Below are 23,999 nucleotides of genomic sequence, written 5' to 3' on the forward strand. Positions count from 1 at the left end.
ACCCATTCAGCAGGATGTTGGAATTCATACGTCCCGGCAGAAAGACAAGGGAGTGAGAGCACCATGGTTTTCAAACCTCCGCCACCGGCGCCGCGAATTGGGCCTCGTACAGGCGAGCGTAAGCCCCGCCGGCGGCCAGCAGTGACGCGTGGTTTCCCTGCTCCACGATCTGCCCGGCCTCCATCACCAGGATGAGGTCGGCGTCGCGAATGGTGGACAGGCGGTGCGCAATCACAAAGGACGTACGGTCGGACCGCAGAGCACTCATGGCCTTCTGCACCAGCACCTCGGTCCGGGTATCCACCGAGGACGTCGCCTCATCCAGGATCAACACCGATGGCCGCGCCAGGAACGCCCGGGCAATGGTCAACAGCTGCTTCTCACCCGCGGACACGTTCGCGCCCTCGTCGTCCAGCACGGTGTCGTACCCCTCGGGCAACGAGTGCACGAACCGGTCCACGTACGTGGCCCGCGCCGCCTCCAGAATCTCGTCCGAGGAAGCAGTGGGCCGGCCGTACGCAATGTTGTCCCGGATGGTGCCACCGAACAGCCACGTGTCCTGCAAAACCATTCCCATCCGCGAGCGCAGATCGTCGCGGGTCATGGTGGTGATGTCCACGCCATCCAGCGTGATCTGCCCGGCGTCCAGCTCGTAGAAGCGCATCATCAGGTTCACCAGCGTGGTCTTGCCCGCCCCGGTCGGCCCCACAATCGCCACCGTCTGCCCCGGCTCCGCCACCAAGGACAACCCGGAAATCAGCGGCTTGTCCGGCGAGTAGGAGAAGGAAACATCTTCGAACACCAGCCGCCCGCGCCCGGCACCATCCGGACTCTGCAGCGAAGAACCAGAAGGATCAGCAGACTGCTCCTCCGTATCCAGCAGCTCGAACACCCGCTCGGCAGACGCCACACCGGACTGCAGCAGGTTGGCCATGGACCCCAGCTGCGCCAGCGGCTGCGTGAACTGGCGCGAGTACTGGATGAAGGCCTGCACATCGCCCAGCTGCATCGCCCCGGACGCCACCTGCAGGCCGCCCACCACCGCGATCCCCACGTAGACCAGGTTCCCGATGAACGTCATGGCCGGCATGATCAGCCCGGAAATGAACTGCGCACCGAAGCTCGCCTCATACAGCTCCGCGTTCTTCTGCCGGAACCGCTCTCCCACCTCGCGCTGCCGGCCGAACACCTTCACCAGCGCATGCCCGGTGTAGGTCTCCTCGATCTGCCCGTTCAGCTCGCCCGTGTTCTTCCACTGCTGCACGAACAGCTTCTGCGAGCGCTTGGCAATCAGCGCGGTGATCCCCAACGTCAAAGGAATAGTCACCAGCGCGATCAGCGCCAGCGTGGGCGAGAGGATGAACATCATCACCAGCACGCCCACCACGGACAGCACGGAGGTCACCGCCTGGCTGATGGACTGCTGCAGGCTCTGCGAAATGTTGTCCACGTCGTTGGTGACCCGGCTCAGCAGCTCACCGCGCTGGATCGAGTCGAAATAGCGCAGCGGCAGCCGGTTGATCTTCGCCTCGACCTGCTCGCGCAGCCCGAACACCGTCCGCTGCACCACGCCGTTGAGCACATACGCCTGCCCCCACATGAAGGCCGACGCCAGCACATACAGCACCAGCGCCCAGGTCAGCACGCTGCCCAGCGCCGCGAAATCGATCCCCGAACCCGGCGTCAGCGTCATGGCGCTTAGCATGTCCGCCTTCTGGTTCTCCCCCGCCGCCCGCAGCTGCGCAATCAGCTGCGCCTGCGTCACGCCCGGCGGCAGCTGCTTGGACACCACGCCGGAAAAGATCAGGTTGGTGCCCTCACCCAGCAGCCGCGGACCAATCACCTGCAACACCACGCCCGCCACGGCCATGACCAGCACCAGCACCAGCCACAGCCGTTCCGGCCGCAGGGTAGCCAGCAGCCGCTTGGCCGAGCCGCTGAAGTTCATCGCCTTCTCCGCAGGCACGTTCATCCCGGCGAACGGTCCGCCACGTCCAGGTCCGCCGGCAGGGCGCGGAATGCGTACGACGGCGTCCTGGCCGCCTTTGCCGCCACCATCGGTTCCAGCGGGCGCACCTGCGCCCGGGCCGGCTCCGGCGGGGCGGGTTCCTGCGCGGTGCGTGCTCATACCGTCTCCTCCGCTGCCAGCTGGGACGAGACAATCTCGCGGTACGTCTCCGACGTCTCCAGCAACTCGTGGTGCGTGCCGTGCGCAACGATCCTGCCGTCGTCGAGCACCAGGATCTGGTCCGCTTCCACGATGCTGGACACGCGCTGGGCGATGATCACCATGGTGGCCCCCGCGGTGTTGCGCTTGAGCGCCTGGCGCAGCCGGGCGTCCGTGCCGGTGTCCAGGGACGAGAACGAATCGTCAAAAATGTAGAGCTCGGGCCGTTTCACGAGGGCCCGGGCGATGGCCAGGCGCTGCCGCTGCCCGCCGGAGACGTTGGTGCCGCCCTGCGAGATGGGCGCATCCAGGCCCTCCTCCATCTGCTCCACGAAGTCGCGCGCCTGGGCGATCTCCAGCGCTGTCCAGAGCTCGTCCTCTGTAGCGTCGGGGTTGCCGTACAGCAGGTTGCTGCGCACAGTCCCGGAGAACAGGTACGGCCGCTGCGGCACCAGGCCGATGTGCCCCCAGAGCAGGTCCGGATCCAGGTCCCTGACGTTCACGCCGTCCATCAGGACCGCCCCGGAAGTAACGTCGAAGAGCCGCGGCATCAGGTTCACCAGGGTGGTCTTGCCCGAGCCCGTGCTGCCAATAATTGCCGTGGTCTCCCCCGCGCGGGCGGTGAAGCTGATCCCGGAGAGGACGGGCTGGTCGGCACCCGGGTAGGCGAAACCGACGTCGCGCATTTCCAGCTCGCCTCGCCGCGGCTTGCCGGCGAACGCCGCGCTGGTGACCGGGTTCTCCGGCGGCAGGACGCTGGAACTGGTGCCCAGTACCTCGCCGATGCGGTCAGCGGACACCGACGCGCGCGGGATCATGACGGCCATGAACGTGGCCATCATGACGGACATCAGGATCTGCATCAGGTAGCTCAGGAACGCGATCAGGGTGCCCACCTGCATGGACCCGTCCTCGATCCGGAACGAGCCGAACCAGATCACCGCCACGCTGGAAATGTTCAGGACCAGCATCACCACGGGGAACATGAGCGCCATCAGGCGGCCCGCACGCAAGGCAACCTCCGTGACATCCCCGTTGGCACCGACGAACCGTTCCGTCTCCATGTCCTCGCGCACGAACGCCCGCACCACCCGGATACCGGTGAGCTGCTCGCGCAGCACCCGGTTCACGGTGTCGATCCGGGCCTGCATCTTGCGGAACAGCGGCACCATCCGGATGACAATGAGCCCGACGGCGATCAGCAGCACCGGGACGCACACCGCAATGAGCCACGACAGTTGGGCGTCCTGCCGGATGGCCATGATCACCCCGCCGATGCTGAGCATGGGCGCGGCAACCATCAGCGTGGCGGACATCAGCACCAGCTGCTGGACCTGCTGGACGTCGTTGGTGGAGCGGGTGATGAGGCTGGGAGCACCGAACTTGGTGACTTCCTGCTCGGAGAACTCACCCACCCGTTCGAAAATGGCGCCGCGCAGGTCCCGGCCCAGGCCCATCGCCGCCTTGGCGCCGAAGTACACGGCGATGACGGCACACACGATCTGCGCGAGCGTGATCAGCAGCATGAAGCTGCCGGTGGACAGGATGTAGCCGGTATCGCCCCGGGCCACGCCCTGGTCGATGATGTCCGCGTTCAGCGTGGGCAGGTAAAGCGACGCAATGGACTGCGCCAGCTGGAAAACCACGACGGCGGCCAGCAGCGGCCGGTGCGGCCGGAGGTATTCAACGAGTAGCTTCCAGAGCATGGGCGGCTCCAACCTGACGGTGTGTCCACAAACGTGGTGCGACAGTCAGTGTACGTCCGGAAACTGGGACTTGACCGGGGGTATTCGCCAGAACTTTCAGGGTTCACTGACGGCGTACGGCAGGCCGTTTTGTGAGCCCTTTCGTCCCGCTCAGGGAATCAGATTGTCGGCGCGGTAACGGTCAAACAGTGCCGTGAAGGAATCCAGCGTCCGCCGGTATCCCGTGAAGCCGGCATCCCTGCTCTTGCCCATGTCCGTGACCACTTCGATGCCGCGCCCCAGGTCACCGTCCGTGTGCCACCAGGACGCCACCCGGTCCAGTTCCGGTTCGCTGAGGTTGTGGTCAGCGGCAATTTTCCGCCATTGGTCCGCCCGTCCCGCCATGGACTGCTCGAGCGGACGGGGCGCATCCTGGTAGCCCTCCCACTCCATACCGAAGTACGCCGCGAGTTTCGGCCACATCCAGCGCCAGCGGAACACATCGCCGTTCACGATGTTGAAGGCCTCGTTGGCCGCCGCCGGGGTGGTGGAAGCCCAGAGCATGTGCTCGGCAAGCAGGCCCGCATCCGTCATGTCGGTCAGGCCGTTCCACTGCGTCTCGGAGCCCGGGAAGACGAACGGCTCCCCACTGTCCCGGCAGAGCGTGGCCTGCGCCGCCAGGGTGAGGCCCATGTTCATGGCGTTGCCCACCGCGTGCCCGATCACTGTGTGCGCGCGGTGCACGGACCAGGTGAATCCCTGCCGGGCCGCTGCCGCCCAGAGCTCGTCCTCCTGGGCGTAATAGAAGTTCCGTACCGGAAGGCGCGGTTCCTCCTCGTGGAAGGGCGTGTCCGGCATTTCCCCTGCGGCGTATGCCTCGAACGGCCCCAGGTAGTGCTTGAGTCCGGTCATCAGGGCGACGTGGGCCACGTCCTTTCCCCGGAGCGCCGCGAGGAGGTCACGCACCATGCCCGCGTTGACGGCAATGTTCTCTTCCTCGGTGGCCCGGCGCGACCAGGCGGTGAAGTAGACGTGGGACGGGTTTTCCGGACCGAGTACAGCGGCCAACGATGAAGCCGAGGTCAGGTCTGCAGAGAGCCACCGGACGCCGGGGCGCTCGGCTCCGGGCCTGCGGGACAAGGCGAGGACTGTCCAGCCTTCGCCCACCAAGGTATCCTCCAGTGCGGACCCTGCGATGCCGGTGGCACCCACCACCAGGGCGGTCCGTCCGTTGCCTGCCGTTGTTCCTGATCCGATGGTCATGGTGCTCCTTCTCTAGGTACCGGGAGTCTCCGCGCGCCAGCGCGGCCTTCCGCTGTGGCGGAAGGCCCGCGCGCTGCATCGCGCCGGGAGGTTGGGCCGGCATGCTTGTGCCGACGACGGCCCTCTTGCGACAAGCCGCAGCCTCCGGCAGATATTCCGTCCCTAGCCGGCAGCTGTTCCGGGGGCATCGGGCCAGACCCGTTCGGCGAGCGCGATGACCGGCGGCAGGGCCGGGTTGTCCGAGTCCCCCGGCCACGCCATCCGCAGGTAGACGGGCAGGGCTTAGAAGGTGCCCTTCGTGTCGGGCTCGACCGCCCAGGCAATCCGGTGCAGTGCACTCGCCAGCCGGCCGCGCAGGACGGACCAGCGCGACAGGCCCGGTTTCTTCACCCGGACCCTCTTGGGCGCACGCGGCAACGCGCTGGTGGCAGTATCGTCGCTCCTCGCAAGGAAGAGGGCTACAAGGCTTGAACCGTCCATGGAGTTGTTTCCTGAAATTTTGAAAGTCCGCAGGCAATAGGTGGGACCGGATGGCTGGCGCGCGGATCTGCCCCCCGGAATCCGCGCTTTTAATTATGAAATAAGGCGGCGGATGTCCCACAACCGGTTGACCAACTGTTACGGATGCTCCCGGGCGGAGCCATATCCCGGCAAAAAAGGGGCTTCTCCTCTCCTGCGTCTATGTTCCAATGGGAGGGTTGCACCGGCTGCCCGAGTCCAACCGCGGCCTCGGCCCCACGGAAGGAAGAAGCACATGACCGAACGCCCAGACCATCCCCCGGTACCCGCTCCCGGAAGCGCCCAAAGCCCGGAGCAGAATGCCGGCGACGGGTGCCCGGTGGCCCATGGAAGCGCCACGGCCCAGGGCAGCGAAAGTGAAAACCCTGCAATCGACACACCCCAGCCCAAGGGAACCCGGCCGCGGACCAACCAGGACTGGTGGCCCAACCAGCTGGACCTTTCCGTTCTCCACGCCCACGGGCGGGCCAGCAACCCGCTGGGATCCTCGTTCAGCTACCGCGAGGAATTCGAAAAGCTCGACGTCGAGGCCCTCAAGCGGGACATCACCGGGGTCCTGACCACCTCGCAGGATTGGTGGCCGGCGGACTTCGGCCACTACGGCGGCCTGATGATCCGGATGAGCTGGCACGCCGCCGGTACCTACCGCGTCCACGACGGCCGCGGCGGGGCAGGCGACGGCGGCCAGCGGTTCGCCCCGCTGAACAGCTGGCCGGACAACGCCAACCTGGACAAGGCCCGGCGGCTGCTGTGGCCGGTTAAGCAAAAGTACGGCCAGAAGGTGTCCTGGGCGGACCTGCTGGTCCTGGCCGGCAACGTGGCCCTCGAGTCCATGGGTTTCACGACGTTCGGGTTCGCCTTCGGCCGGGAGGACGTGTGGGAGCCTGAGCAGATCTTCTGGGGGCCGGAGGACGCCTGGCTGGGCGACGAGCGGTACACGGGCGACGCCACGATGGCCGAGGACGTCGGCTCCACCGAAATGGGACTGATCTACGTCAACCCTGAAGGTCCCCGGGGCAACCCGGACCCGGTGGCTGCGGCCTCGTTCATCCGCGAGACGTTCAAGCGGATGGCGATGAACGATGAAGAGACCTTCGCGCTGATCGCCGGGGGCCACACCTTCGGAAAGACCCACGGTGCCGGCCCCGCCGACGCCCATGTTGGCCCTGAACCGGAAGCGGCCGACCTGGAGTCGCAGGGCCTGGGCTGGCTCAGCACCTACGGCAGCGGCAACGGTGGCGACACCATCACCTCAGGACTGGAGGTCACCTGGACGGACAAGCCCACGCAGTGGAGCAACCGGTTCCTTGAGATCCTGTTCGAATACGAGTGGGAACTGGTCAAGAGCCCGGGCGGCGCCCACCAGTGGGTTGCCAAGGATGCCCCGGAGATCATCCCGGATGCCCACGATCCGCACAAGAAGCACCGCCCCACCATGCTGACCACGGACCTGTCGCTTCGTTTCGACCCCGCCTACGAGCAGATCGGACGGCGCTTCCTGGCGAACCCGGACGAGTTTGCGCTGGCGTTCGCCAAGGCCTGGTACAAACTGCTGCACCGCGACATGGGGCCCGTGGGTCCGCACATGCTTGGCCCGTGGGTTCCGGAGCCGCAGCTGTGGCAGGATCCTGTTCCCGCCGTCGACCATGAACTGGTCAACGGACAGGACATCGCCCAGCTCAAGGCCGAGCTCCTGGATTCGGGCCTGACCATTCCGCAGCTGGCCGGAACGGCGTGGTCCTCCGCTGCGACGTTCCGGAAGACCGACAAGCGCGGCGGCGCCAACGGGGCCCGCATCCGGCTGGAACCGCAGCGCAGCTGGGAAGCCGGCGAACCGGAGCAGCTGGCCACCGTCCTCCCCGTGCTGGAGCGCGTGCAGGAGGAGTTCAACGCGGCACAAACCGGCAGCAAGAAGGTCTCCCTCGCGGACCTGATCGTCCTCGGCGGCGCCGCCGCCGTGGAAAAAGCAGCAGCCGACGCCGGGTTCCCCGTCACGGTGCCGTTCCGGCCCGGCCGCACCGACGCCGCCCAGGAGCAGACCGACGTCGAATCCTTCCAGTACCTGCAGCCCAGGGCAGACGGCTTCCGCAACTACCTGCGTGCCGGCGTCAAGCTCCAGCCGGAGACGCTGCTGCTGGACAAGGCGTACATGCTGGACCTCTCCGCGCCGGAGATGACGGCTTTGGTGGGTGGCATGCGTGCCCTGGGCACCAACGTGGGCGGCTCCAGCCACGGCGTGCTGACCGACAGGCCACAGGTGCTGACCAACGACTTCTTCGTCAACCTGCTCTCGCCCGGCACTAAATGGAAGGCCTCAGAATCGGAGGAAAACGCCTACGAGATCACGGATGCCGCAACCGGTGAGCTGAAGTGGACCGCCACCGCGGTGGACCTGGTCTTCGGTTCCAACTCGCAGCTGCGGGCCCTGGCCGAGGTCTATGCGAGCGAGGACGCCGGGGAAAAGTTCGTCAACGACTTCGTTGCCGCCTGGGCGAAGGTCATGGAGCTGGACCGCTTCGACCTGAACTGATGGGCCCGTGTTCCGGGCCGGCCGCCGGTGCGGCCGGCCCGGAACTACGGCCGGTTTCTGGGCGGCTGCGAAGGTTCAGGACCAGAACTCCGAGGCGGTGGCGGTGTCCTCCTGGAACTCGCTCACCTCCGTGACTTTCCCGTCCTTCAAGGTGAAGACCAGGACGCCGTCCTGCTTCATCGATTGCCCGTTGCGTTGCGCTTCAGCGGTCTGCAGGCCAATGGTGTGGTGTTCACCGGCAATCACGTCCCGCAACTCAACTTTGACCGTTCCGCCGGACCGGGAAAACAGTTCGCCGAAATAGCCCATGACTTCCTGCTGGCCATGCTTGTCACCCGCAAGGCCGCCGTTGCCGCCAACCCGGTAGACGGCATCAGGGGCGAACAGCCCCTTGAGGGTTTCCACGTCGCCTGTGTTGAAGGCTTCGTAACCGCGCCGCACCACTGCCGCGTCTTCTTCAATTCCCATCTCGAACCCTTTCCGTCATTCTTCTCGGGGGTCCCAGCTCTCAATTTTAAAATTCGGCGCGTTCTGTTGTCCATGGTGAATGCAGGCGTGCCCGGCCCGTTGCTCCGGGCCCACCGCACCCGCCCCTGCGGCTCGGCTACGATCGTTGAATGGCCCATCTCACCAGCCCTGACACCGGCCTGCAAGCTTCCTGGCTGGAGGCCGCCACGGAATTCGACGGAGCCCGCATGGATGGCGCCGGCCTTGACGGCTGGGAGCTGGAGGACTTCAAGGACCCCACCGTTTTTGCGCAGCTGGTCCAAGCACTGGCAAACGACGCCAAACCGGAAACAGTGCGCAAACCCGGGTACGTCCCCTGCACCTACCTGTGGATCGTGGACGGTGCTACGGTCATTGGCTCACTGGCCATCCGGCATGAACTCAACGACTACCTCCTCAATGAGGGCGGCCATATCGGTTACAGCGTCCGGCCGTCGGCAAGGCGCCACGGGCACGCTGCGAAGGCGTTGGCTGATGCCCTCCCGGTGGCCAGGGCGCTCGGAATCGAACGGGTTCTCCTGACCTGCGACGAGGACAACGCCGGGTCACAGGCAACGATCGAAAAGAACGGCGGCCGCTACGAGGACTCCCGCAGCGGCAAACGGCGCTATTGGATCGGCACCGGAGAGACGGCAGGTTCTGCCAGGCTTGCCCGGTGATTACCGAACACGCCCTGCTTCCGGTCCTGCCGGGCCGGGAAGAGGAATTCGAGGCCGCTTTCGGCCAGGCCCGGGCGATTATCGTTTCAATGCCCGGTTTCCGGACGCTGTCGCTTTCCCGGTCGGTTGAGTCGCCTGGCACTTACCTGCTCCTCGTTGAGTGGGAGACCCTGGAGGACCATACCCTCGGCTTCCGTGGATCCCCCGAGTACCAGCAATGGCGCCAGCTGCTGCACCACTTCTACCAGCCGTTTCCCGTGGTGGAGCACTTCGTGGCGGTGTCCTCCGCAGGACAGTGAGGTCAGGAACATTGGGACAGCCCCCGCGCGAGTCTCGCTCCAGCGCGGGGGCTTCCAGTACTTCCTGCCGGGGAACTGGCCTGGAAGCTCTTAAGAATTACCGGCCGGCGGGCGGCCCCAACCCGTGTCCCGGACTTCTTTGGCCAATCTTGAGCCAACCTTGAGCGGCTGCGCTGATGCGTCCCGCCGGGACAGGGCAAGAATTCACTCGCTCGTGAGGCGGTACCCGACACCACGGACGGTCTCCACCCATCGGGGCCGGCGTGAACTGTCGCCCAGCCGCCGTCGAAGGTTGCCAAGATGAACCTCCACCGTCCGTTCCTCGCCCGCGGTGACGAACGAACCAGTGTTGTACGGCTCGTTCCGCAGCCTTCGAACGAGGTCGGCCTTGGTCTGGACCGTCCGGCCGTTTTCCATGAGGACCAGCAGCAGGTCGAACTGGGTACGGGTGAGTTCAACGGGCACACTGTTGATGGCCGCCTGCCGCGAGTCCTCGTGCAGGGTCAGGCCCTTGTGCGCGAAGTCGTAACGCTGGTTCGCGGGCTTGCCCGCACCTGCAGGTCCGCCGGGTGCCGGGAGGGACGGCGCCGGGTCCGGATGGCCGGCCGGCGGGCGGACTTCAGGAGCAGGTGCTTCCGGCGCGGATGGCCCCAGGCTCCTGGGCCGGCGAAGCATGGCACCGATCCTGGCGCGGAGTTCCCTGGGCCGGAACGGCTTCAGCAGGTAGTCGTCCGCGCCGGCTTCAAAACCCATCAAGGCATCCGCCTCATCCACCCGGCCGGTGATGATGATCAGGTAGGCGTCGCTGAAGGTCCGGATCCGACGCGACGCCTCAAAGCCGTCAAAGTCGGGTAAGCCCACGTCCATCAGGACGATGTCCGGATGGCGGCTCCGCACGGCCTCCACTCCATCCTTTCCCGTGGATGCGGTTTTGACAGCGAATCCCGACTGCAACAGGACGTCCGCCAAAACGGTGCGCACATCGTCGTCGTCTTCCACCACCACGGCAACGCCGCGCTCAACCATCCATGCCCCCATTAAAAAGTTGTGATTGCCGGCCGGGTTCTGCGTGCACCGCACTCCTCGGCGCCTTTCGGTGCTCACCGGGCAGCAGCCCAAGGCATGCCCCTGATGCAGTAAAACAAACAGCCAGAATTAATTCGGAGTCAAATGATGTGTGGATGGCCGGCGAATCGCGCCATTGCGTCTCCAAGGAGATTACCCAATCGTCTGGCTGAATTGCCATTCTTTCGGATACTGTGCGCGCATCTTGATCTTGATTGAGAAATGCGTCTTTGCTGAGAATAAGGCTGCCCTGGAAATTTGGGACTGACTATTGCCTTTATCCGAGCGGGTGCCTGATGATCAACCTGTGCTCAACTGGGGGCGCAAAGTTGCTCGCTGGGAGCATCTGATAGGGGCGTTCGCATGACTTGTCTCCGCTTTTCCTCCTCCCGTCCCGCCCGCCGCGGCAAAGCATGGACAGTGCTCGCGGCTGTTGCCCTGGCTACAGTGGCAGGCATGGCTCCCACGCAGGCCGCGGACACCACCCCGCTCGATCCCAACCCGGGGCCTGCCGGCAACTTCACGTGGAAGGGCTTCAACTGGGAAAAGCGATTCTGGGGCGGTGCGCCCCAGTACAACAAGCTTTTCGCCGCAGCCAACGTCAGCAACCCTGACGCGAATGGCTACGTCACGCTGAACCTCACGAATCCCACCGGGGATGCACCGGTCGGGGCGGAGTTCCAGTCCACCCGGCAGGGGTTTGGCTACGGCACCTACAGCACAACGGTGGCAAAGGACCTGACCTCGCTTCAAAAGGAGGTCGTCTGGGGCTGCCTTTTCACGTATGACCCCCTCGCGGCTCCGGGCTACAACGAAATTGACCTGTGCGAGGCGTCGGCCTGGGGTGGAGGAGCGGCCTACGGCCAGTCCTGGCCGGTGACGCAGGGGCACGGCTACTGGTTTGATGCCACCAAACCGGCAGGCCAGGGCAACAACACCGTCACCTTCGGCGTAACGAACAGCCCCATCACCACGCACCGGATGGTCTGGGAACCGGGGCGGATTACGTTCGACACGTTTGCCGGCGAAGGCTACACGGGCCCGCTCCTGAAGCATACGGTCCTCGAGGGCCCCACCGTGCCGGTCCCGGCCAAGGAACAGATCCACTTCAACCTTTGGGTAACCGGCGGAGGGGGCGGCGATCCCGCCCACGTGAAGCCGGAGAGCGTTGTGGTCCGGGACTTTTCCTTCACCGCCGCCGCAGCGCCTGCACCCTTGGCGCCCGTATCTGCCATCAAACTCAGCGCCTCCACCACCAAGTCCAAGTCCGCCAGGTCCACCACCCTGGCATGGAGCGGAGCGGCGGGCGCCAACGTCACCCTGTGGACCAACAACACGCAGAAGCCCGTTCCCAATACGGGGAGCTACACCACCAGCGTCAAGGGCGGCATCACCACCACCTACAAGATCTGCGACCCCTCAGCGTGTTCCAGCCCGGTCAGCGTCACCACGTAGGCGTGCAGTTCCGCCGTGTCCCATGCCCTGGCACGGAAAATGCGGCGCACCGCGAGGGTATGCCGCATTTCCCGTGACCGGTGTCCGCGGCTCCGCCGGGTGGAACGATGTCGCAGGTCCAATGGCCCGCGGCAGCGGCGACTACCTGGAACTGCGGACGGGAAGGATCCTCTTGATGGCGATGCCGAGTGCCAGGAGCGCAAAGGCTGCCAGGGCGAACCAGAACACATCGCCCGCGCCGGTCATGGCCAGGGTTCCGGACCCGGCACCGGCTGCCGCGGGAATGGCTGGATTGTTGTACATGGGTTACCACGCTTTCTTGTTGTTGAATACTGCATCTGCATAGGCCTTCGCGTGGACTGCCTGCAGGAACAGGTCGATGACCAGCTCGTACATGGTGAGGGCGGCAAGCATGTACCGCCACCCCCGCAGGCGCACAGTCACTACACGTTCGATCACGAAGACACCGGTCACGGCGAGCCAGAAAGGCTGAATCTGCATTCCCGCGCCCGTGGCCAGTGCAACCGCCACCGTACTGAGATAGGCGATCGTCACCACGACGCCGACCGCCGAGAGGAACTGCCGCCCCCAATACGGGCGGGTGACCCGGGTCCACCCATACTGGACGCAGTTCTCCACGGCGCCGCGCTTCCAGCGCAGCCGCTGGGCCCACAGTTCACGCCACGTGGGCATGACTTCCGTGACCAGGGTGCAGTCCGCCGGGGAACGGATGCGGTACTTGAGGGTGAGCAGCGCAAAGGACAGTTCGTTGTCCTCCGTCAGGACGGAGGTGTCATACACGCCGCCCCTGCCGTTTCCCGGCGGCAGGACACCTGCCAGGCGACCCTGCACCACGTCGCGCAGGGTCCGCACCCGGAACAGGGCCGCCGTGCCCGTGACCACCAGGCATTTTCCTTTCAAGCGGCGGACGTCCCGGGCATAACGGGCGTATTCATTGCGCTGGAGGTGCCCCACGAAGCCACCGCCGCTGCCGCCGCTGAAGACGCCGCCCACCGCGCCGAGCCGCGGATCCGCCGACAGATAGCCCACGGAGCGTTCAATGAAGTACGGACTCAGCTGCGAGTCCGCGTCCTGTACCAGGATCAGATCCTCCGCCGCTGCGTCCGGCAGCAAGCCCGCCAGAACGAAGTTCAACGCTCCGGCTTTCTTGTCAGTGTTGCCTTTGGTCTTGACCACCTCCGCACCTGCAGCCAGGGATATTTCCTCGGTGGCGTCGGTGCAGTTATCCGCCACGACAATGACCCGGTGCGGAACAACCGTCTGGTTCCGGAGCGACCTAAGGGTTTCGCCAATACCCGCTTCTTCATTGTGGGCTGGAATTATGACGGTAATCACGCAATCACCATCTGCCGGGAAAGCCACGGGCTGCCTATTCCCCTGGATTTCGCCGCAAGGCACATCAATTCGACCACCCCAATATTCGTTGAATCGGTTTCTTTGAGTGTTCCAACCGGACCTCAAATGAGCGGCAAAGAAGCGGAAACGAAACTGCAATGTTGAGTCAAGAAGACCGCGTAATAAGGGAAATTTCCGCCGGTAGCGCGTTGATTTCTTGAGAAACGAGCCCGTCACATCAGTCGGCAACGACTGCAGGGGCAGCAGGGCGCAGGGCCTTGACGAATCTTGGCGAACACTGTTACAACTGCTGTAACACGCCGGTTGAATCGATACAAATCCGAATCGTGCGCCGGCGCCCATCCATCACGCTCATCAAGGGAGATGACCATGCCTGTGAACGCCAACAAAGGTGATCGGAGAGGTTCGACGGCGAAACGCACCTGGGCCGGCGGCATTGCGGCGGCGGTCCTCGCGGCAGGCGCCGGGTTGACCTTCGTTGCCCCGGCCGCGAACGCGGAGCCCAGCAACTACCGCTTCGACTTTAGCGGCGGCTCGGTGGAACAGGGATACACCGGTGTCAGCGCAACTGACGCATACAGCCCTGGGAAGCGGTACGGCTTCAACACCCCGGAACACATGGCCAACGTCCCGGCCAAGGGAACCGGCGCCGGCAGCGACGCCGTGCGCTTCCTTGAATACGGCACCAAAAGCACCAACACCTTCAATGTGGACCTGAAGGAAGGCCTTTATAAGGTCACGGTCACCCTGGGCGACACGGCACGGGCCAGCGTCGCCGCCGAAGGCGTCTTCCAGGTCATGAACATGACCGGCAACGGGGCCACCGATTCCTTCGAGATCCCCGTGACCGACGGCCAGCTGAACCTCCTGGTCACCGAGGGCAAGGCGGGGACAGCTTTCACGCTCAGCTCACTGGAGATCGAGAAGGTGTCCCGCCACCCGGCCATGGACCCAACCATCTGGGTGGGCGGCGACTCGACGGTGGCCAACTACTACCCCCTGGAGTCCAGTGTCCAGGGCGGCTGGGGCCAGCTGCTCCCGCAGTACGCTGACCCGGCGGCCTTCGACATCCGGAACATGGCAACCGGCGGCCAGATCGCCCGCGGCTTCCGCAACGACGGCCAGCTCGAGGCCATCCTGACGTACATCAAGCCCGGCGACCTGTTCCTGCTGGAGATGGGCATCAACGATACCGCCGCCAAGAACGCGACCACAGAGGCCGAGTTCAAGGAGATCATGAGGGACATGGTCCGCCAGGTGGCGGCCACCGGCGCCACCCCGGTCCTGGTCACGCCCCAAGGACGTGCCACGGACTTCGTGGACGGCGTCCACTCTGCGGTGGACCGTTGGTACCGGCATTCCACGGTGGCCCTCGCCCAAGAGGAGAACGTCCCGCTGGTGGACCTCAACGTCCTGTCCTCCGCGTACTTCACGGAAATCGGTCCCGAGGCAACGCTGGCGCTGTTCATGACCGGCGACACCTTGCACCCCAACCGGGCCGGCGCCGGCGAACTGGCCCGGCTCGTCGCCGGCGACCTCGCCAGGCAGGGCCTGCTCCCCGGCGCCGCCTGACGGGGCAGGGCGAGCGGGAACGCTGAGGGGACCGCAAGGAAACCACGACGGCGGTGTGCGGCTCCCATGGTTCCCAGCCACGGGTTCCGTGCCGCCGTCGTCGTCCGTTCGGGTCCTGCTAGCTGCCGGGGGAAGCGGCCCGCTGCTGCCGCAGGATGTAGCGCTGCAGCTTTCCGGACGGCGTCTTGGGCAGGTCCTCGACGAAGTGGATGCGGCGCGGATACGCGTGGGCGGCGAATTGCGTCTTGACCAGGGCCTGGAGTTCGGCCACCAGGGCGTCACTTCCGGTGGTCCCGCCGGCCAGGACAACGTAGGCTTCCAGGACTTCTCCGCGCAGTTCGTCGGGGGCGCCCACCACGGCGCTTTCCGCCACGGCCGGATGCGTGGACAGGACGCTCTCCACCTCGAACGGACCAATCCGGTATCCGGCCATGATGATCACGTCGTCATCCCGGGAGGAGAAGAAGTAGAAGCCGTCCTGGTCCACCATGCCCGCATCACCGGTCAGGTACCACTTGCCGTCCGCAGTGAATCTTTCGGCCGTCTTCTCCGGCGCGTCCTGGTACCCCCGGAACCACATCATGGGACTCCCCGCGACGTCTACGGCAACGCGGCCCAGCTCACCCGGCGCGGCCGGTTCGTCAGCGTTGTCCTTGAGGACCGCGCAGCTCCACCCCGGCAGGGGCCGGCCCATGGAACCGGGCCGCAGCTCCGTCCTGACGTCGTCCTGCCAGGCGTTGATGATCATCATCCCGTGTTCGGTCTGTCCGTAGTGGTCCCGCACCGGAACCCCAAGCATTTCCCGGGCCCAGCTGATCACCTCCGGGGTCAACGGTTCGCCGGCGGACGAGGCGCGCCGGAGGTGGAAAGGACCTGTTCCGGCGCCGGCTTTCGCGCGCATGGTGCGGTACACCGTGGGAGCCGCGGCGAAGTTGGTGACGGAAAACGCCTCCACCACCTTGAAGCTGAGGTCCGGGGAGAACCCGGGGCGCAGCAGCAGGTTCCGCCGCCCCGCCGCCATGGGGCCGAGGATCCCGTAGTACAGGCCATAGGCCCAGCCGGGGTCCGCGGCATTCCAGAACACATCATCCTCGCTGACGTCCAGGCCCAGTTCGACGTACTGGCGGAAGGCGGCCAGCGCCCGGAGCGGCACCGGCACGCCCTTGGGGGCGCCGGTGGTCCCGGACGTGAAGATCAGCACCAGGGTACCGTCACCGCCCACGGCTTCGGCGGCGATGCCCGGTTGTTGCCTGGCCAGGAGGGGGCTGAGCGCCACGTCGGGAAGGGAGGCCTCCGCACCGGCCACCACCACGGCGGCCCCGGTTTCCTGGATCTTCGTCCGCTGGTCGGCGTCGGTGATCACCGCCTTGGCACCGGACGCCGTGAGGCGAAGTTCGATGGCTGGCCACGCGAAGGCCGTGAACAGCGGCACGTGGACTGCCCCGCGCCGCCAGATGGCCAGGAGCATGACCACCAGGTCTGCCGACTTTCCCATCAGGGTGGCCACGGCGCCTCCGGGCCCGATCCCCAGTTCCGCCAAGGCGGCGGCTCCCCGTTCCGAACGCTGCCGGAGCTCCCCGTAGGTGATGTCCTCCGCGGAGAGGTCCGCTGCAATCACCGTAAAGGCAACGGCGCCGGGATCGTGGGTGTCGCACAGGAGCTCCGCTGCGCAGGCATCGGCCGCGCCGTAGGTGGCAAGAAGGGCATCAACGGCTGGAACCGGACGGGACATTCGTTCTCCTTTGAGCAGCGTGGCACGGGACTGGCAGCCCACGTTAACAGTGCCCTCCGTAAACACAGTGGAATAAACGTACTGCAGCTCAGCCCCTGGCGCCCGGCGGCCGGATGATGCGCCGCTGGGTGGCTGCGGCGATGGCGGCGGTGCGGTTGTCCACGCCGAGCTTGCCGTAGATGTGTACCAGGTGGGTCTTGACCGTGGCTTCCGAGATGAAAACCTGCCTGGCGATGGCCCGGTTGGACAGGCCGGTGGCCAACAGTTCGAGCAGCTGGACTTCCCGCGGTGTCAGCGAGGTTCCCGGATTGCTGATCCGGTCCATCAGCAGCGCTGCCGCCCGCGGCGCCAAGGCCGTGCCGCCGGCCGCGGCCTGCAGCACCGCCTGCCGCAGCTGTTCCGGGGGCGCGTCCTTCAGCATGTACCCGCTGGCCCCGGCCTCGACAGCGGCAAGGATGTCCGCGTCGGTGTCGTAGGTGGTGAGGATGAGCACCGGCGGAGCCGGGTGGAGCTTCCGGATCTCGGCAGTGGCGGTGACGCCGTCCATCCCCTCCCCCATCTGCAGGTCCATGAGCACCACATCCGGCATCCCGCCCAGCGCCGCCAACCGCGCCAGTTCATGCAGTGCAGCCCTGCCGTCGGAGGCTTCAGCGGCAATGGAAATGCCATCGAACCCCGTCAGCATGGCCCGCAGGCCGGCACGCACCACGGGGTGGTCGTCCACCAGCAGGACCCGGACCTCACCCATCGCTTCCTCCCTCCAGCGACGAAACAGCACCGTCCGAATTGGCACCGTCCACCGGCAGCCGGATGGCCACCACCGTCCCCTCCCCCGGTGCGGACTCCACCGCCAGCGAGCCGTTCAAGCCGGCAACGCGCTCCCGCAGCGAACGCAGCCCGAACCCGCTGCCGTCCGCAGCGTCCGGGGCACCGGCCGCACGGGACGGCTCAAAGCCCGTGCCGTCGTCGTAAATGTCCATGGTCACCTCGGTGCCAAGGAAGGCAACGGTGACGACGGCGTTCGCCGCCCGGGCGTGGTCGCGGACATTGGCCAGGCTCGCCTGCGCCGCCCGCAGCAGGGCCACGCGCACGGGCTGGGGAAGATCCTGCGGCTCACCGTCCACCTCCAGCCGGCATCGCAGCGCCAGCCCGGCGGCTGCGGCGCCGGTTTCCGTGGTCCCGCAGAGCCGGCGCAGGGCCTCCACCAGCGTGGCCCCCTCAAGGTGCGGCGAGGACACCCCGCGCACAAAGCTGCGGGCCTCGGCAAGGTTGTCAGCTGCGGTCTGCTGTACCAGCGCCAGCCGGGCGGCCGCCGCCGGTTCGTCACCGCCGGCCAGTGATTGCTCGGCCGCCCGCCCAAGGAGCACGATGCTGGACAGCCCCTGCGCCAGGGTGTCGTGGATCTCCCGGGCCAGGCGCTCCCGCTCCGCCAGCACCCCGGCCTGGTGCTGTGTCCGGGACAGTTCCTCGCGGGTGCGCCGCAGCTCGTCCGCGGCACGCCGCTGGTTCTCGGCCTCCCGGTAGAAGGCCGCATAGGCAAGGCCGGTGATCACGGAGAACACCGCGCCCAGCACGGGCCCCACCACGGCGGCCGCAGGCGGGACCGGCGCGCCGCTCGCTGCCCACTGGGAGACGATCACCGCCACGGTCATCAGGGTGATCGTCAGCAGCGCCGGGCGCCGCGGCAGCAGGTGCAGATGCAGGAAGAAGATGGGGAAGGCCAGCCAGGCGAAGTCGGCACTCCCGGCAAGCAGCACCGCCCACAGGGCCGTGACCAGGCCCAGCCACAGCAGGCCGTAGCGCCGGGGGTTGAAGCCGATCCGGGCTTCAGCGTGCCGCTTTTCCAGGACGGTGCCGGCCAGGTAGATGACGGCAAGGACGACGGCGGCGGCCGCCCACAGCCAGCGCAGTGAATTACCGGCCACCAGCATGCGTACCAGCGCCACTGCCAACAGCACCGCGAACCCGGCGTGCAGCGTGACCCGCAGGACCCGGAGGATCGCAGCCGATGACGCGTTTTCCAAGGCGTCCAGCGGCCCCTTTGCCGGGGCACCGCCGGTGTTCTGCGGTGACGGCGGCAGGGGCGTGGCAGGCATTCCATCAGCTTATGCCGGGCGCGCCGGTGCCGGATCAACCAAAAGGTTGACTCCGGGCTCAACCTTTCCATGCCTGCGGATCAACCGTCCCCGCGATGCCGCCGCAGGCTTCCGCCGGGAGAGTGGAAGGACAAGATAATCCAACCCCTGCTGAGAGAAGAAACAACGTGTTCCTGGCAATCCGCGATATCCGCTTCGCCAAAGGCCGGTTCGCCATGATGGGCGGCGTCGTAGCCCTGATTACCCTCCTGTTGGTCATGCTGTCCGGCCTGACGGCGGGACTCGCCGAGCAGTCGACGTCGGCAATCGGCAGGCTCGGTGCGTCTGCCGCCCGGCCGGTGGACGTCATCGCGTTCGGCGCCCCGGGGGCCGGCACGCCCAAGGCGTCCTACACGGAAAGCTCCGTGACGGCCGGGCAGGTGGCCAGGTGGAAGAACCAGCCCGGCGTCCAGTCCGCCGAACCGCTGGGCATCACGCAGACCCGGGCGCAGGCGGCCGGCGGCGCGGGGACCGCCAACGTCGCGGTGTTCGGGGTCTCGCCGGGCAGCCCGCTGGCACCGGTGGAGGTGTCAGCCGGAACCGCGGTGCTGGGCGCCTCGACGGCGGAAGCGCTGTCCGCAGGCCAGGGCGACAAGATATCTGTGGGCGGCATCGAGTTGGACGTAGCCGCCGTGGTGCCGGACCAGTGGTACGCGCACACCAGCGTGGTGTGGACGGCGCTCCCCGCGTGGGCAAAGGTGGCGCACGTGTCCGACGGCGACCAGCTGGCCACGGTCATTGCCGTCACCTCCGCACCCGGGGCCGCGGTGGACGGGGCAGAGGCCAACGCGGCCGCAGGCACGGTCAGCGAATCCCGGACCGGTTCATTCCAAGCATTGGGCTCCTTCAAGAGCGAGAACGGGTCCCTGACCCTGATGCAGGCCTTCCTGTACGGGATCTCGTCGTTGGTGATCGTTGCCTTCCTGACGGTCTGGACCATCCAGCGCACCCGCGACATCGCAGTGCTGAAGGCCATGGGCGCCCCCGGCTCCTACATCCTCCGCGATGCCATGACCCAGGCCGCGATCGTCCTCGTTGCCGGGGCCGCCATCGGTGGAGCAGTGGGCGTGGCCGCCGGTGCGCTGGCTGCCCAGGCTGCCCCGTTCCTGCTGACCGCCGGCACCACGGTGCTGCCCGTCGTCGGGATTATTGCCCTGGGCCTGGCCGGTGCCGCACTGGCGGTCCGCCGCGTCACCAAGGTCGATGCGCTCCTGGCGCTCGGCGGCAACTAATCCACCCTTACGAAAGGAACGCCATCATGTCCTCCCCCACCCCTGCTCCCCTGAGCCTGGTCGACGTTACCCTCGAATACCCCGACGGCGGCGGGACCACCACGGCCCTGGACCGGGTCAGCCTCACGGCCCGGGCCGGCCAGCTGGTCTCGCTGGTGGGCCCGTCCGGTTCGGGCAAGTCCAGCCTCCTGGCCACCGCCGCCACCCTGGTCCGCCCCACCCGCGGGCAGGTCCGCATTGACGGCACGGACACGGCCGGCCTCAAGGACAAGGACCTCACCGCCCTGCGCCGGGACAAGGTGGGCATCATCTTCCAACAGCCCAACCTCCTGGCATCGCTCACGGCCGCCGAGCAACTCATCATCAGCGAGCACCTGCGGGGCAGGTCCGCCAAGGCAGCCCGGACAAAGGCTGCTGAACTGCTGGACGTCGTCGGCCTCGGTGGCAGCGCCCGGAAACTGCCGCACCAGCTCTCTGGTGGCCAGCGCCAGCGGGTGAACATTGCCCGGGCGCTCATGGGCAATCCCAAAGTGCTGCTGGTGGACGAGCCGACCGCCGCCCTGGACCACGAACGCAGCGCCTCGATCATCGGGCTGCTGCGCCAGGTGACCACCGAGTTCGGGGTGGCCACCGTGATGGTCACCCACGACACCGAGTTCGTGCCGCTGACGGACCTGGTGGCCACTATGCGCGACGGCAGGCTCACCGCACCTGTGTTGGCGTGAGACTGAACACGGGCCTCAACCCGGATGGCCCCGGCGGGATCACCGCCGGGGCCATCGTCATTGATGCTGCCCGTTGGGCAGCCGGGCTAACCTTTCGGGGTCACCTGGAGCCGGTCGAACGAGACCTGCTTGCCGTCCTTGTCCAGCACCACCACGTCATCGCGGCCGTTTTGCACGCCGGCGGGCAGGATGAATTCCACCGTGTTGTCCGTAGTGGGGAAGATCCAGCCGATCCGGTAGCTGCGCTTGTTCAGGTACACGTAATACCACTGGCCGTAGTCGAGCCCGGCAAGGACCACTTTTTGGCCGTTGCGGTATTTATCCGCGGTGCCGAGGTCGAACGGTGCCACCTGGCCGTCCAGGTCCTGCACCGCAAGCGCGGGGACCAGGTCCGGCTGGGCAGGCTGCACATTCAGCTGGATGGCACCGCCTGTCACCGTGGCGGACACGCCTTTGGCACCGTTGTTTGCCGTGGCAGCGAACGTGACCGGTCCAAGCTTCCCGGCCGCGACGTCCGCGGCGGTCAGGCTGTACGTCCGGGTTGCCGTCAGTGTGCCGCCCGGCGCCAGGTGCGGTGCCGCGATGCCGGCATCCGGGGCGTCCACATTGTCCAGGGATACGTTTCCGGCGTTGCCCAAGGTGTAGGTGTACGTGATGGCGTCGCCTGCGGAGGCATAGCGGTCGCCGTCCAGGTCCGTCCACTCGGCCGCAACGGTGCCGTCAAGCCTGGCGTCCCGGACTTTCACGTCGGTTTCGCCGCCGTTCACCGCGTAGGTCCGGGTAGTCTGGCCGGCCGCACTGACCTCCCAGGTGGAGTCCGGGACAAAGAATCCCTGGTCCGCTTCCGCGGCCGTCACGGTGTGCCGGGGCGTGGCACACGTGTACCCCTGTCCCGCGGGGAGGACGCTGTAACGGCAGTTGCCCGGGGCCTCGGGAAGGAACGGGCTGAAGTTGCCGGCGGTGGGGACCACCTTTTCCACCAGCGGACTGCTGTTGGTGACATCAAACTTGTACGGGAACGCTTCGCCTGCCGTGTACGGCTGGGTGGCGAGGTCGCGGCCGGCGTCGTTGCGGCTGCCTGCGATGCCGGCGGACACCAGCCCGTCCCGCAGCGGCACCGCGGCCCCGCTGAAGGCAACAGTCTTGGTGAGCGTCGGCGTCGCGCTGGCCGTGATGCTGAAGGTTGCCTCGGGAACGAAGTAGCCGCGGTCGATGTCCTGCGCGGTGAGCGTGTGCTTGGCCGTGGTGCAGTTGTAGGAGGCGCCGGCGGCCAGGTTGTTGTACCGGCAGTTGGGCGCCGAGGGCGGCAGGAAGCCCGAATCGAAGTTCCCGGAGACCGGCACCGAGTTGGCCGTCACGTTCGCCGTACTTTTGACGGTGAAGGTGTACCCCAGCACGTCGCCGGCTTTATAGGGGTTGGCGGCCACGTCCCGGGCGGGTGCAGCTCCCGTGATGGTGAGGCCCACCTGCGGCGCCACCGGCACGGTGGCGGTGAACGTGAACTGCGAGACCCGGCCGTCCGCCGTCGTTAGCGCTGCGTTGAGGTTCTGGGGCCCGCTGGCCGTGGCCGCCGCAGTCAGGGCGACGTTGACGGTAACCGAGGCGCCGGGGGCGACGTCGGGCACGGGCACCGTGGTGGCGGACCAGCCCGTGGGGGTGTAGACGGTGGCGGTGGCCCCTGACAGGGTGGCGGCTTCCTGGTTGGTGACCGTGACCGCCACCTGCTGCGTGGCACCGGGCGCCGTGGTGACGGCGGGGACGGACAGGGGTGCGCAGGCGTAGTTGAGCCAGGCGTCGTCGAAGGTGGAGAACTGCATGTTGTCCGTGTAGTTCCCCTCGTAGAGGACGCCGAACCTGCCATCCTCCAGCCGGGTCACCGTGGAGTAGGCGGAGAAACCGGGACGGATGGTGCGCACTCCGGGCCAGGTGGCGCCGTCGTCGCACGAGACCCGGGCGGAGACCTTCTCCCGCGCGGTCTTGGAATTGGCGTTGGTAAAGACCAGTTTCCTGGCGTCCGCCGTGCCCGGGGCAGCGTTGGGGAACATGCGGGCGATGGAGCCGTTGTTGGCCGGATCCGGCAGCTCCGTGTCCTGGGTGACGGGACCGTAGGTGGCCCCGCCGTCGCTGGAAACCGCAACCTTCCGGTAGCCCTGGTTGGCGTTGTCCCGGGAGTTCAGCAGGACCTTGCCGTCGGAAAGCTCAACGGTCTTGTTCTCATCCATCCGGTCGCCCACGTTGGCGCCCTTGTGCCAGGTGGCACCGTGGTCGTCCGAATAGACGCTGTACGCCTGGATTTTGTTCGTTCCATCGGCCTGGCGGACGTCACCGGCGTACTGCTGGATCAGCCGGCCCTTGTAGGGGCCGTACTTGAGCTGGATGCCTTCGCCGGAGGAGGCGAAGTTGGACCGTACATCGCCCGCAACCGGGTTGGTGGCGCTGGTGCCCGGCTTGGTGACATTGGTGATGAGCCGCGGACGGCTCCATGTGAGGCCGCCGTCGGAGGATTCGATCACGGCGGAGGAGATGACGTTGCGGTCCGCGTCATCATTGCCGAACTGGCTGCCGCCGAACCCTTGGTCCTTTGAGTAGACGAAGAACGCAAAGACCTTGCCGGCCTCCGCGTCGTAGACATAGGAGGGATCGCTGTAGCCGTATTTCGGCGCGGCGGCATCGGCCACGTGGCCTGCGGCAATCACCTGCACCGGCCCCCACGTGCGCCCGCCGTCCGTGCTCCGCCGCTGGACGATCGAGTTGGGGTTGGGTGCGTCCGCGGAACTGCCCGGCCGCCCGTCCCAGGCTGCCAGGACCACACCGTTGCCGAGGTAGGTCAGCGCCGGGATGCGGTAGAAGAAATTGTCCGCGGTGCGGTCGGCCCCCAGGTTGGTTTCCTGGAAGCTTCCGGGCGGGTTGGTGGGACTGTTGGCAGGAATGGGCGCCGCCTGCGCCGCAACACCTCCTGCGAGCAGTGCCAGGGCCAGGGCGGCTGCCCCGGCGGTTCTGCACAACGTCAGGGGTGTGCGGTGTCTTTGGGAATGTGGCAAAGGGACTGACCTTTCTGGATGCCGCGGCGATGCGGC

At 66.7% G+C, this 23,999-nt stretch carries 19 protein-coding genes; 7 read left to right on the forward strand and 12 right to left on the reverse strand.

What is annotated here, in order from left to right; genetic code table 11:
- Positions 1–70 precede the first annotated feature (70 nt).
- The 4 genes from ACFVVC_RS19000 to ACFVVC_RS19015 all read right to left on the reverse strand — a co-directional run bounded on the left by ACFVVC_RS19000 (position 71) and on the right by ACFVVC_RS19015 (position 5,595).
- A complete protein-coding gene (locus ACFVVC_RS19000) occupies positions 71–2,128 on the reverse strand; it encodes an ABC transporter ATP-binding protein (RefSeq protein ID WP_387456829.1) in 2,058 nt (685 codons plus the stop codon).
- A complete protein-coding gene (locus tag ACFVVC_RS19005) occupies positions 2,125–3,873 on the reverse strand; it encodes an ABC transporter ATP-binding protein (protein WP_387456832.1) in 1,749 nt (582 codons plus the stop codon). Before ACFVVC_RS19005 ends, ACFVVC_RS19000 begins: the two co-directional genes overlap by 4 nt.
- 150 nt (positions 3,874–4,023) lie before the next feature.
- On the reverse strand, positions 4,024–5,115 hold the full coding sequence (locus tag ACFVVC_RS19010) for an SDR family oxidoreductase (protein WP_387456835.1): 1,092 nt from the start codon (positions 5,113–5,115) through the stop codon (positions 4,024–4,026).
- Positions 5,116–5,397: 282 nt separating this feature from the next.
- Complete coding sequence (locus tag ACFVVC_RS19015) at positions 5,398–5,595, reverse strand: hypothetical protein (RefSeq protein ID WP_387456838.1); 198 nt, start codon at positions 5,593–5,595, stop codon at positions 5,398–5,400.
- Between the two features lie 274 nt (positions 5,596–5,869).
- On the opposite strand from ACFVVC_RS19015, the gene katG reads away from it, so the two are divergent.
- Positions 5,870–8,164, forward strand: coding sequence for a catalase/peroxidase HPI (gene katG / locus ACFVVC_RS19020; protein WP_387456841.1), 2,295 nt, complete (start codon positions 5,870–5,872; stop codon positions 8,162–8,164).
- Between the two features lie 75 nt (positions 8,165–8,239).
- On the opposite strand, the gene ACFVVC_RS19025 is transcribed toward katG, so the two are convergent.
- On the reverse strand, positions 8,240–8,632 hold the full coding sequence (locus tag ACFVVC_RS19025) for a nuclear transport factor 2 family protein (protein ID WP_387456844.1): 393 nt from the start codon (positions 8,630–8,632) through the stop codon (positions 8,240–8,242).
- A gap of 149 nt (positions 8,633–8,781) precedes the next feature.
- On the opposite strand from ACFVVC_RS19025, the gene ACFVVC_RS19030 reads away from it, so the two are divergent.
- Both ACFVVC_RS19030 and ACFVVC_RS19035 read left to right on the forward strand, forming a co-directional pair.
- On the forward strand, positions 8,782–9,330 hold the full coding sequence (locus ACFVVC_RS19030; RefSeq protein WP_387456847.1) for a GNAT family N-acetyltransferase: 549 nt from the start codon (positions 8,782–8,784) through the stop codon (positions 9,328–9,330).
- Entirely contained in the window at positions 9,327–9,629 is a 303-nt protein-coding gene (locus tag ACFVVC_RS19035) for an antibiotic biosynthesis monooxygenase family protein (protein ID WP_387456850.1), read from the forward strand. The genes ACFVVC_RS19030 and ACFVVC_RS19035 overlap by 4 nt, the downstream gene beginning before the upstream one ends.
- Before the next feature lie 204 nt (positions 9,630–9,833).
- Here the strand turns inward: ACFVVC_RS19035 and ACFVVC_RS19040 are convergent, their stop codons facing one another.
- The gene (locus tag ACFVVC_RS19040; protein WP_387456916.1) at positions 9,834–10,655 is read right to left on the reverse strand and encodes a response regulator transcription factor; all 822 of its coding nucleotides are present in this window, start codon (positions 10,653–10,655) and stop codon (positions 9,834–9,836) included.
- A gap of 495 nt (positions 10,656–11,150) precedes the next feature.
- On the opposite strand from ACFVVC_RS19040, the gene ACFVVC_RS19045 reads away from it, so the two are divergent.
- Positions 11,151–12,149, forward strand: coding sequence for a hypothetical protein (locus tag ACFVVC_RS19045; RefSeq protein ID WP_387456852.1), 999 nt, complete (start codon positions 11,151–11,153; stop codon positions 12,147–12,149).
- Between the two features lie 141 nt (positions 12,150–12,290).
- On the opposite strand, the gene ACFVVC_RS19050 is transcribed toward ACFVVC_RS19045, so the two are convergent.
- On the reverse strand, positions 12,291–12,452 hold the full coding sequence (locus tag ACFVVC_RS19050) for a hypothetical protein (protein ID WP_387456855.1): 162 nt from the start codon (positions 12,450–12,452) through the stop codon (positions 12,291–12,293).
- A gap of 3 nt (positions 12,453–12,455) precedes the next feature.
- Entirely contained in the window at positions 12,456–13,505 is a 1,050-nt protein-coding gene (locus ACFVVC_RS19055; protein ID WP_387456858.1) for a glycosyltransferase, read from the reverse strand.
- 390 nt (positions 13,506–13,895) lie between these two features.
- Here ACFVVC_RS19055 and ACFVVC_RS19060 point away from each other — a divergent pair, with 390 nt between their 5' ends.
- On the forward strand, positions 13,896–15,098 hold the full coding sequence (locus ACFVVC_RS19060; RefSeq protein ID WP_387456861.1) for a rhamnogalacturonan acetylesterase: 1,203 nt from the start codon (positions 13,896–13,898) through the stop codon (positions 15,096–15,098).
- A gap of 118 nt (positions 15,099–15,216) precedes the next feature.
- Here the strand turns inward: ACFVVC_RS19060 and ACFVVC_RS19065 are convergent, their stop codons facing one another.
- The 3 genes from ACFVVC_RS19065 to ACFVVC_RS19075 all read right to left on the reverse strand — a co-directional run bounded on the left by ACFVVC_RS19065 (position 15,217) and on the right by ACFVVC_RS19075 (position 18,926).
- On the reverse strand, positions 15,217–16,830 hold the full coding sequence (locus ACFVVC_RS19065) for an AMP-binding protein (protein WP_387456864.1): 1,614 nt from the start codon (positions 16,828–16,830) through the stop codon (positions 15,217–15,219).
- 88 nt (positions 16,831–16,918) lie between these two features.
- Positions 16,919–17,578, reverse strand: coding sequence for a response regulator transcription factor (locus ACFVVC_RS19070; RefSeq protein WP_018760925.1), 660 nt, complete (start codon positions 17,576–17,578; stop codon positions 16,919–16,921).
- The gene (locus ACFVVC_RS19075) at positions 17,571–18,926 is read right to left on the reverse strand and encodes a sensor histidine kinase (protein ID WP_387456867.1); all 1,356 of its coding nucleotides are present in this window, start codon (positions 18,924–18,926) and stop codon (positions 17,571–17,573) included. Before ACFVVC_RS19075 ends, ACFVVC_RS19070 begins: the two co-directional genes overlap by 8 nt.
- Positions 18,927–19,093: 167 nt before the next feature.
- On the opposite strand from ACFVVC_RS19075, the gene ACFVVC_RS19080 reads away from it, so the two are divergent.
- Both ACFVVC_RS19080 and ACFVVC_RS19085 read left to right on the forward strand, forming a co-directional pair.
- Positions 19,094–20,197: an FtsX-like permease family protein gene (locus tag ACFVVC_RS19080; protein WP_387456870.1), complete on the forward strand. Its 1,104-nt coding sequence runs from the start codon at positions 19,094–19,096 to the stop codon at positions 20,195–20,197.
- A 26-nt stretch (positions 20,198–20,223) separates the two neighbouring features.
- Entirely contained in the window at positions 20,224–20,922 is a 699-nt protein-coding gene (locus tag ACFVVC_RS19085) for an ABC transporter ATP-binding protein (RefSeq protein WP_387456873.1), read from the forward strand.
- Between the two features lie 86 nt (positions 20,923–21,008).
- On the opposite strand, the gene ACFVVC_RS19090 is transcribed toward ACFVVC_RS19085, so the two are convergent.
- Complete coding sequence (locus ACFVVC_RS19090; RefSeq protein WP_387456876.1) at positions 21,009–23,927, reverse strand: exo-alpha-sialidase; 2,919 nt, start codon at positions 23,925–23,927, stop codon at positions 21,009–21,011.
- Positions 23,928–23,999 lie beyond the last annotated feature (72 nt).

It is taken from the genome of Pseudarthrobacter sp. NPDC058196 (assembly GCF_042882685.1).
GTDB lineage: Bacteria > Actinomycetota > Actinomycetes > Actinomycetales > Micrococcaceae > Arthrobacter.